The following is an 11,761-nucleotide window of genomic DNA, read 5'->3' as shown; positions in this document are numbered from 1 at the left end:
TCAAAGCGGGTGCAAAACTAAAACTTCTTTTTGTTTCTCGCAAGAAAAACTTGAAAAAATTTTGAAGCTTTCTTATCGCTTCAGTTTCTCAACTTTTTCTTCCAATCTTTCAATGAGCCTCCGTGTTTTGCGGGGTGCAAATGTAAAAAGCTTTTTCTTTTCCCGCAAGCTTTTTCCAATCTTTTTTTTTCGAAAATCTCTTTTCTCAAAATATGATCAAGCTGCCGGAATGTCTAAGAGCGTTTTTCGCCGTTGCGGGTGCAAAAGTAGAACCTTTTTCCGCTTCTGCAAGCTTTTTTAAAGAGTTTTTTTGAAGTTTTTCTGCCCTTTTTCCTAACCTTCTCATAACGCGTGGCTTACATTTTGGATATTTTTCACCGCGCGTAAGGTTTTTCTTCGTACACCAAGGAATCGGGCCGTTTTGCCGCAAAGCCGCTAAGGCTCGAAGGCTGTTTTCCCCACTTTTTAGACGCTGAGTTTTCTGCCCCTTCTTCTGGAAACTGGCGCCCTAGCCCCGATAGGAGCGGAAATCCTTTTTATGGCGGGGTTCGCCATAAAAAGATTGCAGCGGATAGCGGGAAACAGCTCCTAAAAAAAAATCCCAATCTTTTAAACTCCAAATCCCAAAACTGGATGCGCTTCAATCCGCTAAGCATAACAAAATCTTACTCGTAAATATATCGCATGGTTTTCTACATATATGCATACAAAAAACAAACCCGACGGGTTTTAAAACCTGTCGGGTTATAAATGAGACTTACTCTTATATATATAAGTATAATTTAAAAACTACATTATATGTATTATTCATTCAAGGCGTCTATTACTTCTTTGGTAATTTGAATGCTTTTTAGTTTTGCTTGATGATCGAAGATTGGACTTGTCACCATTAGCTCGTCGATTCGGGCATAGTCGATAAACTTTCTCAAATCGGTTACTAGCTGTTCTTTGTTTCCTGTGAAGGTTCCTGCTGTCATTTGATTTACATGGAAACGTTCTGCTTCATTCATGATATCGTCTAGAGATGAAACTGGTGGCTGTAATCCTTTGCGATCATTTCTAATTAGGTTCAAGAACATTTGATACAAACTTGTCGATAGCAATTCTGCTTCTTCATTTGTATCTGCCGCAATGATATTTACACAAGCCATTGTTTTTGGTTTATCTAAATACTCTGATGGCTGGAAATTTTCTCTGTAAAACTCAAATGCCTGGATCATTAGTTTTGGTGCAAAGTGTCCAGCAAAAGCATAAGGCAATCCATAAGCTGCTGCCAAAGCCGCGCTATCCATACTTGATCCTAAAATCCAGATTGGGACATTTAACCCTTCGGCTGGGAATGCACGGACTTTTCCTGATGCATTTTCAGATGAAAAGTATTCTTGAAGCTTGCTTACATTTTGCGGAAATCGCTGTGCTTGCTCAAAAAAGTCTTTTCGAATCGCTTCGGCAGTTGGTTGATCTGTTCCGGGTGCTCTTCCTAAACCTAAATCAATTCGGTTTGGATAAAGGGTTTCTAAAGTTCCAAATTGTTCTGCCACTACTAGAGGAGAATGATTTGGAAGCATGATTCCGCCAGAGCCTACACGGATATTTTCGGTTTGACTTGCTACATAACCAATTAAAACCACAGTTGCAGTACTTGCAACGTGTGCCATATTATGGTGTTCTGCGAGCCAGATTCTCTTGTATCCTAATCTATCGGCTAATTGCGCTATATCTTTTGTTTTTTGGAATGTTTCTGTTGCGTTACTATCTTGCGTGATAATTGCAAGCTCTAATATTGAGACTGAAATTGTTTTTTTCATATAAATTAAGGCTAAAATGCAAAATTAACTCATTTATGCAAACGCCTTTGTTTTCTAATGTTAATAGAATTATAATATTCTCAAATGATTCAAAATATCTAATTTTTAATAATTAATTATTGTTTTAAAATAATTAATTATACATTTGCAATATCAATTTAATTTTTCATTGTATGAAGACTACTCATATTGTTTCTAGAATATTGTTTTATTTTACCCGATTCTTGGCTGTAGTTTATTTTTTCTTGGCCGCTTACTCGGTTTTTACTTTAGTTACAGGGTTATTTCTAACATTTAAAGATAACGGAAAGTATTTTCAGGTTTGTTATCCGTTTACTACGCATCCTGTAATGTTGGGCGATTACAATCTGCCGTATATTCTCTTTGATTTTTTGGCTCCGCTAAGTCTTTACGGACTTTTCTTTTTACTGAGTAGTAATGTCTTTAAGATTTTCTTTCAGCCAAAATTATTTACTCAAAATGGAGTTTTGCACTTAAAACGCTTTTATTTATCCAATTTATTCATTCCGAGTATTGTTATATTTTTTGCTTTCTTCTTTGTTCCTTTAGATAATGAAGTGGCACTTTTTATCATATTGCACGGAATGCTTGGCGCTTTTGCTTATTTTTTAGCTGCCATTTTTAAACAAGGTTTAAACCTTCAAAACGAACAAGACTTATTTATATAGCTATGCCAATAATTGTAAATGTTGATGTAATGCTTGCCAAACGCAAGATGCAGAGTAAAGAATTGGCAGAGAAATTAGATATAACGCCTGCTAATTTATCGATTCTAAAAACTGGAAAGGCAAAAGGTATTCGATTTGATACTCTCGAAGCTATTTGCAAAATCCTGGACTGCCAGCCTGGTGATATTTTAGAATATGTAAGCGAGTAGTTTTTTTTAATCAAATTTTCTGAATCTAAAAATCGGCTTTTTGAGGCCGACAGGACTTTTATTGCCCAAAATTTCAAATCATCATTTATATCATCATCAAAAATCAATCAAAAAATGAACAGTTTAACAATCAAAAATCTCAGTAAAACGTATGAGAACGGCACACAAGCGATTGACCATTTATCGCTTGAAATTTCAAACGGAATGTTTGGCTTATTGGGTCCGAACGGTGCAGGAAAATCAACTTTAATGCGAACCATTACTGCTTTGCAAGAACCAACTTCTGGAATTATCGAATTTAACGGCATAAACGTTATCGAAAACCCAATGTTTATTAGAGAAAATCTCGGATATCTTCCGCAGGAATTTGGCGTTTATCCAAAAATTTCTGCTTATCGCCTTCTTGATCATTTGGCAATTTTGAAAGGAATTGTCCATAAGAAAGAACGACATGACCAGATTTTGTATTTGCTGCAACAAACCAATTTATTACAACACAAAGACAAAGCCGTAAATTCTTTTTCTGGTGGAATGCGTCAGCGTTTTGGAATTGCACAGGCCTTATTGGGTAGTCCGAAAATTATTATTGTGGATGAACCAACTGCTGGGCTTGATCCTGAAGAACGAAACCGTTTCAATAATCTCTTGAGTGAAATAGGTGAAAGCATTATTGTAGTTCTATCTACACATATTGTAGAAGATGTTCGCGATTTATGTACCAAAATGGCAATTATTTCTAATGGGAAATTGATTTTGGAAGGAAATCCAAATGAAGCGGTAGATTCTTTGAAAGGAAAACTCTGGATAAAAGCGATTCATAAAAATGAACTGAAAGAACATCAAGAACATTTTAATATTATTTCTTCTCATTTGAATTCAGGAAAAATCAACATTCATGTTTTCTCTGAACAACAGCCTGATTCTGGTTTCGAACTGACTTCTCCAGATTTAAGCGATGTTTACTTTAATATATTATCGCAAAATCATTTTAAAAAATAACGTTATGCTTTCTAAATTAATTCAATTTGAATGGCATAACAATACCAGAAACTGGACATTTTATGCCACATTTATCATTTATTTGGTTTTAGGATTTTTTGTGAGTGCTTTTGCGAACTTTTCGTTTTCGGGAGCTTACAAAAACAGTCCATTTACATTAACTTATGCGATTGGTTTGATTTCGCTAATGACTATTTTCTCCACCACACTTCTTGTTGCACAGCATTTTTTAAAAGAATACGAAACCAAATTTGATGCAATAATCTTCTCTTCTCCTATTTCTAAATTTTATTATTTAGGAAGTAAATTTATCACGGCTTTCATTCTATCGGTTTCTTCTTTTGGAATGTTCATCATCGGAATGATTATCGGACATCAAATGTCTTGGATTCCTAAAAGTGAAATTGGTCCGTTTGAAATTCTAAATTACGTCTGGCCGTATCTGATTATTGTTATTCCTAATATTCTTTTATGCCTTTCGATTCTTGCAACCTTAGCTTGGCTTACGCGAAGCAAACTTTTTGTTTACGTTGGCGGATTATTCATCTACCTATTATATATAGCGGGCTCGATTTTTTCTAATTCGCCATTATTTGCAAACGCATCTCCGTCTTCCGCGAAAGCGATGTCATTGGCAGCAAAAATAGATCCGTTTGGTTTGGCAGCTTTTTTGGAACAAACGAGATATTGGACATCAATAGAAAAAAACACCCAACTGATTTCGCTTTCGGGCAACTTTTTATTCAATCGAATCTTATGGATTTGCTTTTCTTTCCTTCTGATTTTTGCTTCTTATAAAATGTTTTCTTTTCGAAAAACAAAAACTAAAAAGGTAAAAACCATTAAAACCAATGCGAAAGAAACAAAAACATATTCTGCTGTAATTCCGAAACAGCTTGAATTTAAAACCTCAAAACATAATTGGGCTGTTTTTAAAAGCAATTTGAAAATGGATATTTATTTGATTTTAAAAGGAATTCCATTTTTACTGATTGTAATTTTACTTTCGGGATTATTAATGATTGAGATTTCAGATGAGATTGACGGTGGAATCAGATTGGCGGAAAAAATTACCGATACGGCTTTGATGATTTCAACCATAATGGATCGCCTGCCATTCATCTTGATTCTGATTATTCTTTTTTACAGCAGTGAATTATTGAATAGAAGTGAAAATTCGAGATTTGAAATGCTTGAAAATACAGCACCATATTCTCAGCTAATCGTTTTACTTTCGAAATTGACAGTGCTTTTTATGATTCCGTTAATCTTGATTGGAATTAGTGTTTTGATTGGAATTGGTTTTCAGATTATACATGCCAATGCGCCAATTGAAGCTGGTCTTTACTTTTCAATGTTTTATTATATTGGCTTTCCTTTGTTTTTGATTTCAATTTTGGTGATTGCCATTCAAACTTTCGTTAAAAACAAATATTTAGGATTAGCTGTTTCTGCTTTTATTGTGATTTTGTTTTGCACCGGAATTGGACAACAATTGGGAATCACACACACATTATTTCGATTTGGAGATTCTTTCAAAAGGGAATATTTTGATTTGAATGGTTTCGGAAGTTATACTTATCCATTTCATATTTCGATGCTCTACAATTCTGGATTGACTTTGATTCTGCTTACATTGACCGGAATTTTATGGAAACGAAATTCTTCCATTCTGAAAACCATTCGAAGAAATTCGTTTAATTCCATTCAGAAAATAACTTTTGTTTTGGGAATTATTCTTTTCATTGGTTTTGGAAGCTATCTTTTTTATAAAACGAATATCGAATATCCATACTTGACAAAAGATGATTTTAACAATTGGAGCGAACAATATGAACTCCAATTTAAAAAATATACAAATTTTGCACAGCCAACGATTATTACTGTAAAGAGTAAAGTCGATTTGTTTCCTGAAGAAAATCGTTATGAAGTAAGCGGCACTTATGAATTGATCAATAATTCGGAAAAACCAATTGATAGTTTACTCCTATATATAGATCGAAATTCGAAACTGACTTCTGTTGAAATTGAGAATGCGAAAAATCTGGATGATGTTTCTGAATTTCATCATTATTGGTATCAATTGGAAAAGCCTTTGCAACCTCATCAGAAAATGAAAATGAGTTTTGCTTTTACCTCAACTTGGTCGCCATTTAAAGGGCATACTGCATTTAATTCTATAATTGAAAATGGTTCGTTTATGCGAATAAGCCGTTACTTTCCAACTTTTGGTTATCAAGATTCTAACGAAATCAGCAGTAAAAAGGAGCGGGAAAAAAGGCATTTAAAACCACAGACTCCGCTTAAGCGACTTGAGGACAAGTCTAAAACAACAAATGATTTTATTGATTATGATGTTGTGGTTTCTACTTCTAAAAATCAAACCGCAATTGGAATTGGCGATTTAGTTGGAAATTGGAAAAAAGACAACCGAAATTATTTTCATTATAAATCTAATGGAAAAATTCCGTTCCGATTTGCTTTTTCTTCTGCCGAATATCAAATTCAAAAAACAAACTATAAAGGCATCTCTATTGAAGTTTATTATGATAAAAGACATTCTCGAAATGTTGCTAAACTGATTCAAGATGTAAAAAATACGTTAAATTATTGCCAAAACAATTTTGGAAAATATCCATACAAAACCATTCGTTATGCCGAAGTTTCTGCTTTCGCGGATGGATTTGCTGCAACTTCTTATCCATCTACAGTTTTTATGAAAGAGAATTTTGGTTTTTACAGCAACTTGAATAATCGAGATAAGGAAGATGTCATCAATCAATTAACGGCGCATGAATTGTCGCACGAATGGTGGGGAAATGCGCAAATCAGTCCCGAACAAAAAGAAGGAAGTTGGATTTTGACCGAAACTCTCGCCCAATACACCGAATTGATGTTGTATGAAAAAGAACATGGTTTAGAGAAAGCTTTAGAAACTTTAAAAATTCATCTGGATTTGTATTTAAGCAGTCGAAGTTATGAGCCCGAAACTCCTTTATATAAAACAAATTATGAAACTCCACATTTGCCTTATGATAAAGGAATGCTGGTTATGCATCAGCTAAGAGTTTTAATTGGCGAAGAAAAAGTAAATCTGGCTTTACAGAATTTCCTGAACCATTCGAAATATCCAAATCCGATTCCTGATTCTGAAAGTTTATTAAAGGAAATTTATGCTGTTGCAGATATTAAATTGCATCCTAAATTAGATGAAATGTTTAAAAAGATTATTACGTATTCTTCTAAAATTTCTGAAGTTGAAAGTGTCAAAAAGAATGGCTTTTATGAAGTTTCTTTTAAAGCAGATACTAAAAAATATATTGAAAACGCAACAGGAATTCGAAAGCAGATCAACAATGACAAAACAATAGATATTGGAATTTATGATGAAAGCGGAAAGTTATTTCGCTACACATTTCCAATCCAAAACAATATAGTTAAAGGCAAAATTAAATTCAAAAACAAACCTCAACGCATTGTATTTGACCCTCTTTTAATGAATATTGACACTTTTATAAAGGACAACGAGAAGGAAATTGATTAAGTTTTTTCGTTGAGTATAATTTCTTAAACACATGGAGACATAGATTTTGTTACTTTTGAAAGGCGTTTCACTTGCATTAATGCACATAGCGCTCTATGTGTTAGAAACTAGTTTCTTTTTGGTATTCTTTTTTAGTAAAGAAAAAAACTATGTTTCTATGTGTTTAAATAAAATATTAAAATCAAAACGTAGAAATAATTTCTTCCCAATCAAAAAAGCGAACAGATTTTAAACCTAAATTTGTACATCAAAACACTAATTCGGTTTTAGCTTATCTGTAAAATGACACATAAAATTTTAATTATAGACGACGAAGAAAAACTAAGAAGTCTGCTGGCGCGAATTATAAAATCGGAAGGATTTGAAGTTTTTGAAGCGAAAGATTTAAAATCGGGTTTCAAAAAATTGGAACAAACCGAAATTGATGTCGTTTTGTGCGATGTAAAACTTCCTGACGGAAACGGTGTCGATTTTCTTCAAAACATAAAAAACAGTTTTCCTTTAACAGAAGTAATTCTGCTGACGGCTTTCGGAAATATTCCAGATGGTGTCCAGGCAATGAAAAATGGCGCATTCGATTATATTGTAAAAGGCGACGATAACGATAAAATTATTCCGCTTCTGTATAAAGCCGTTGAAAAAGTGCATTTGCAGAAAAAAGTCCAACAGCTTGAAAAACGAATCAACGATAAATATTCTTTTAATACCATAATTGGTAAATCAAAAGGAATCGAACAGGTTATTGATTTGGCACAAAAAGTAGCCAAAACCGATTCGACTGTTTTATTGACTGGTGAGACTGGAACAGGGAAAGAAGTTTTTGCGCAAGCTATTCATGAAAACAGCAATCGTGCAGGAAAATCTTTTGTGGCGCTGAACTGCAGCACTTTCACAAAAGAAATTTTAGAAAGCGAGCTTTTCGGTCATAAACAAGGCTCTTTTACGGGAGCTGTAAAAGATAAAAAAGGTTTTATTGAAGAAGCAAACGGTGGAACTTTATTCTTAGATGAAATTGGTGAAATGCCAATTGATCTTCAGGCAAAATTATTGCGTGTTTTAGAAACTTCTGAATATATTCCCGTTGGTGACACGACTCCAAAAAAATCACATTTTAGGTTAATTGCCGCTACAAACCGTGATTTAAAGATAGAAAGCGACGAACATCGTTTTCGCTCTGATTTGTATTTCCGTTTGAATATCTTCGAAATCAAATTACCTTCGTTACGAGAAAGAATTAAAGATATTCCGTTATTAGCCAATTATTACGTGAAGCAATTTTCAGAAAAAACGAATAAAAAAGCGCTACAAATTGCGGATGACTTTTTACAGAAATTAGAGAATTATTCCTGGCCAGGAAATATCCGTGAACTGAAAAACGTCATCGAGAGATCTGTTATCTTAAGCAGTGGCGATACTTTGACTGCAGATGTTCTGCCTTATGAAATGCAGCATCAATCTGAAAATAATTCGAAACCAATGTCGGCTTTCTCCATGCAAAGTGTTGAGAAACTCCATATTCAAAAGGTTTTAAATTATACAAAAGGAAATAAGGCGGAAACGGCTAGATTATTGGAAATTGGGATTGCAACTTTGTATAGAAAAATTGATGAATATGGGATTCAATAGAATAAATTCCAATTTTTTAAATTGCTTCGCCTGTTCGCTATCGCTCGGGTCCAAATTCCAATGGCAATAGCAATGGCAAATTTCAAAAATCAATATTTAATTCGATTTGAAAAGCTCCAGAGGAGCGACACCAACATTCTAATATGTCGCCCCGCTGGAGCTTTGAGTAATTATACGTATTTGCTTCTATAAATATTTCGCTCCTCTGGAGCTAGCAAATACTATATCAAAACGAGAAAAGCTTATCAAAATGATAGGCTTTTTTTATGCCTAATTTTTGGCACAAAACTACATTTCTTTTGTTTACAACACTTTAGACATCACTTGACTTTTTCGGAACATCTTTTGGCATAAAGAGGAAGAACATTAAAAATTCATTCCAAATGAAAAATCAAGTTACCTCAATCTACAAACAAGCAGAACGCTTTGCTGAGATTACTAAAAAAAATATTATCTGCGGTAATATCGTTCGTGCTAAAAAGTGCCTAGCCCTTGCTGAACGGTTATTTATAAATGGAAGCATCGAAACTAAAAATGCCATTTCTAACGTATACGTTTTTTCAGTTTCATCTTTTATGGAAATGCGCCACTGCAATATCTCACACCTTTTCCCTCAAACGCTTAAAGCAGAATATATCAAACAGGTTAATGCTTCGGGAGTCTAAAAAGTTTAATCGGTTAACTGTTTAATCGAAAAATCTAAAGTCTACAATCTTAAATCTAAAATAATCATGGCCACAATCCTCCTTCTCGCTTTGGCAGTTTTACTGTTTGCGATTTGTTTTCTGTCAGTTGAATTCTTTGAAAAAATCTAAATCATGACTGCACTATTTATTGTTTCAATCGCCGTTTTCGTGTATTTGATTTATGTATTAATCAAACCCGAAAAATTTTAAAAATGAAAAAGTCGAATTATAAAAATAAAAAGACATCCCTACTGTATGCATGTGCTGTCTGGACATTAGCCTTTATCGTACTTATCCTGTTTTTATAAAAATCTAAAAATTAAATAATTTCTAACAAATAAAATATGAACACAGAAATACTAGGTGTCATAGGTATTTTTATCCTTACCATTATTTTAGCTATTCCGGTAGGGAAATATATTGCTAAAGTCTTCTTGGGAAACAAAACACTTCTTGACCCAATTTTCAATCCAATTGAAAAACTTATTTTTAAAATCAGCGGTATTAATCCAGCCGTAGAAATGAATTGGAAACAGCATTTAAAAGCACTTTTAAGTATCAACATGGTTTGGTTCTTTCTTTGCTTTTTTGTTTTACTTTTTCAGGGTTCATTACCACTAAATCCCGATAACAATCCGTCGATGACACCCGATTTGGCTTTTAATACGGCTATTTCATTTTTAGTTAATTGCGATTTGCAGCATTATTCAGGTGAAAGCGGGGTTTCGTATTTATCGCAACTAATTTTAATGTTTTTACAATTTGTTTCGGCTGGTGTCGGAATTGCAGCTGCGGTAATGGTTTTTACTGCTATGAAAGAAAGAACTACAGACAAATTGGGTAATTTCTATAATTATTTCGTAAAAAGCTGTACTCGTATTTTATTGCCACTTTCTGCAATTGTTGCTATCGTTTTGGTTTTCAGTGGAAGCCCTATGACTTTTGAAGGAAAAGATGCCATAACCACTTTGCAAGGTGATCATGTTCAAGTTTCTCGTGGACCAGCTGCTGCTTTTATTGCTATTAAACATATTGGTACAAATGGTGGCGGATTCTTCGGAGCAAACTCGGCTCATCCTTTAGAAAATCCAACTTATTTTACGAACGCTGTTGAACTTTTGGCACAGATGATTGTTCCGTTTGCGATGATTTTTGCACTTGGATTTTTCCTAAATAAAAAGAAATTCTCTTACATCATTTTTGGAGTTATGACCGTTGGATTTTTACTTCTTGTAATTCCGACAATCTCAAGCGAAATCAACGGAAATCCCGCTATTGCAAAAATGGGAATTGCACAGACAACTGGAGCAATGGAAGGAAAAGAAGTTCGTTTTGGCCCTGTCATTTCAGGATTCTGGAGTATTGCCACAACTGTAATTTCTACAGGATCTGTAAACAGTATGCACGATAGCGCAATGCCAGTTTCTGGAGCTATGCAGTTGTTAGCTATGATGGTCAATGCCTTTTATGGCGGATGTGGTGTTGGTTACCTCAACTTTTACATCTTTATTATTCTGGCCGTATTTATTTCTGGTTTAATGGTCGGTCGAACTCCTGAATTTCTAGGAAAGAAAATCGAAGCTCGGGAAGTAAAAATCGCTGCTTTTATTGCAATTCTTCATCCGTTATTGATTTTAGCGGGAACTGCTTTGGCTTCTTACTTTGCTGCAAATGATACAGCAATGGGATATTGGTTCAGCGGAAATGCCACAGGTTGGTTAAACAATCCAGGCAACCACGGATTCTCAGAAATGCTATATGAATATACTTCGAGCGCTGCCAACAACGGTTCTGGTTTTGAAGGTTTGGGAGATAATAATCCGTTTTGGAATATCACAACTGGAATTGTTTTATTGTTGAGCCGTTTCATTCCGATTATTGGGCCTCTTGCAATTGCAGGTTTATTAGCGAATAAAAAATATATTCCTGAAAGTGCGGGAACTTTAAAAACTGACACCTCAATTTTTGGAATAATGATTTTCGCTGTAATCGCAATTATCGCTGCTTTATCTTTCTTCCCAGCTTTGGCTTTAGGTCCATTGGCAGAATTCTTTACTTTAAAATAATAACTCATTTTTCAATGCTGAAAATATTTTAAACACATAGAAACATAGTTTTTTCTTTACTAAAAAAGAAAACCAAAAGAAAGTAGTTTCTAACACATAGCTATGTGTATTGATGCAAGTGAAACGTCTTTATC

The 11,761-nt window shown here is 34.1% G+C and carries 10 protein-coding genes; 9 read left to right on the top strand and 1 reads right to left on the bottom strand.

The window, feature by feature from the left end; genetic code table 11:
* Positions 1–301 (top strand): hypothetical protein (locus BLP44_RS23070; RefSeq protein WP_211516897.1); only part of this gene is annotated, 301 nt, incomplete at its 5' end.
* A gap of 502 nt (positions 302–803) precedes the next feature.
* Here the strand turns inward: BLP44_RS23070 and BLP44_RS20440 are convergent.
* Complete coding sequence (locus tag BLP44_RS20440) at positions 804–1,808, bottom strand: LLM class flavin-dependent oxidoreductase (RefSeq protein WP_091135682.1); 1,005 nt, start codon at positions 1,806–1,808, stop codon at positions 804–806.
* A gap of 173 nt (positions 1,809–1,981) precedes the next feature.
* Between BLP44_RS20440 and BLP44_RS20435 the strand changes: the two genes are divergently transcribed.
* From BLP44_RS20435 to kdpA, 8 genes are all read left to right on the top strand, one after another.
* Positions 1,982–2,497: a DUF2975 domain-containing protein gene (locus BLP44_RS20435; RefSeq protein WP_091135678.1), complete on the top strand. Its 516-nt coding sequence runs from the start codon at positions 1,982–1,984 to the stop codon at positions 2,495–2,497.
* A 2-nt stretch (positions 2,498–2,499) separates the two neighbouring features.
* Positions 2,500–2,706 (top strand): helix-turn-helix domain-containing protein, encoded by a 207-nt coding sequence (locus BLP44_RS20430; protein WP_008466864.1) that lies wholly within the window; start codon positions 2,500–2,502, stop codon positions 2,704–2,706.
* 114 nt (positions 2,707–2,820) lie between these two features.
* The gene (locus BLP44_RS20425; RefSeq protein ID WP_091135667.1) at positions 2,821–3,705 is read left to right on the top strand and encodes an ABC transporter ATP-binding protein; all 885 of its coding nucleotides are present in this window, start codon (positions 2,821–2,823) and stop codon (positions 3,703–3,705) included.
* A gap of 4 nt (positions 3,706–3,709) precedes the next feature.
* On the top strand, positions 3,710–7,249 hold the full coding sequence (locus BLP44_RS20420; RefSeq protein WP_244511828.1) for a M1 family aminopeptidase: 3,540 nt from the start codon (positions 3,710–3,712) through the stop codon (positions 7,247–7,249).
* Positions 7,250–7,531: 282 nt separating this feature from the next.
* Positions 7,532–8,875 (top strand): sigma-54-dependent transcriptional regulator, encoded by a 1,344-nt coding sequence (locus BLP44_RS20415; RefSeq protein ID WP_091135661.1) that lies wholly within the window; start codon positions 7,532–7,534, stop codon positions 8,873–8,875.
* Between the two features lie 383 nt (positions 8,876–9,258).
* Positions 9,259–9,540 (top strand): DUF7674 family protein, encoded by a 282-nt coding sequence (locus tag BLP44_RS20410; RefSeq protein ID WP_008466868.1) that lies wholly within the window; start codon positions 9,259–9,261, stop codon positions 9,538–9,540.
* A 153-nt stretch (positions 9,541–9,693) separates the two neighbouring features.
* Positions 9,694–9,771 carry a K(+)-transporting ATPase subunit F gene (gene kdpF, locus BLP44_RS20405; RefSeq protein WP_073418200.1) on the top strand — a complete coding sequence of 26 codons (78 nt, stop codon included), beginning with the start codon at positions 9,694–9,696 and terminating at the stop codon, positions 9,769–9,771.
* 134 nt (positions 9,772–9,905) lie between these two features.
* On the top strand, positions 9,906–11,627 hold the full coding sequence (gene kdpA / locus BLP44_RS20400) for a potassium-transporting ATPase subunit KdpA (RefSeq protein ID WP_091135657.1): 1,722 nt from the start codon (positions 9,906–9,908) through the stop codon (positions 11,625–11,627).
* Positions 11,628–11,761: the final 134 nt, after the last annotated feature.

Source organism: Flavobacterium anhuiense (assembly GCF_900101855.1).
In the GTDB taxonomy this organism is placed as follows: domain Bacteria; phylum Bacteroidota; class Bacteroidia; order Flavobacteriales; family Flavobacteriaceae; genus Flavobacterium; species Flavobacterium anhuiense.
This window is presented reverse-complemented; position numbering and strand designations above follow the sequence as displayed.

Excerpts from the sequence above, each read along its gene's own strand:
- BLP44_RS20440 (WP_091135682.1), bottom strand. The coding sequence starts at position 1,808 with ATGAAAAAAACAATTTCAGTCTCAATATTAGAGCTTGCAATTATCACG.
- BLP44_RS20435 (WP_091135678.1), top strand. The coding sequence starts at position 1,982 with ATGAAGACTACTCATATTGTTTCTAGAATATTGTTTTATTTTACCCGA.
- BLP44_RS20430 (WP_008466864.1), top strand. The coding sequence starts at position 2,500 with ATGCCAATAATTGTAAATGTTGATGTAATGCTTGCCAAACGCAAGATG.
- BLP44_RS20425 (WP_091135667.1), top strand. The coding sequence starts at position 2,821 with ATGAACAGTTTAACAATCAAAAATCTCAGTAAAACGTATGAGAACGGC.
- BLP44_RS20420 (WP_244511828.1), top strand. The coding sequence starts at position 3,710 with ATGCTTTCTAAATTAATTCAATTTGAATGGCATAACAATACCAGAAAC.
- BLP44_RS20415 (WP_091135661.1), top strand. The coding sequence starts at position 7,532 with ATGACACATAAAATTTTAATTATAGACGACGAAGAAAAACTAAGAAGT.
- BLP44_RS20410 (WP_008466868.1), top strand. The coding sequence starts at position 9,259 with ATGAAAAATCAAGTTACCTCAATCTACAAACAAGCAGAACGCTTTGCT.
- kdpF (WP_073418200.1), top strand. The coding sequence starts at position 9,694 with ATGACTGCACTATTTATTGTTTCAATCGCCGTTTTCGTGTATTTGATT.
- kdpA (WP_091135657.1), top strand. The coding sequence starts at position 9,906 with ATGAACACAGAAATACTAGGTGTCATAGGTATTTTTATCCTTACCATT.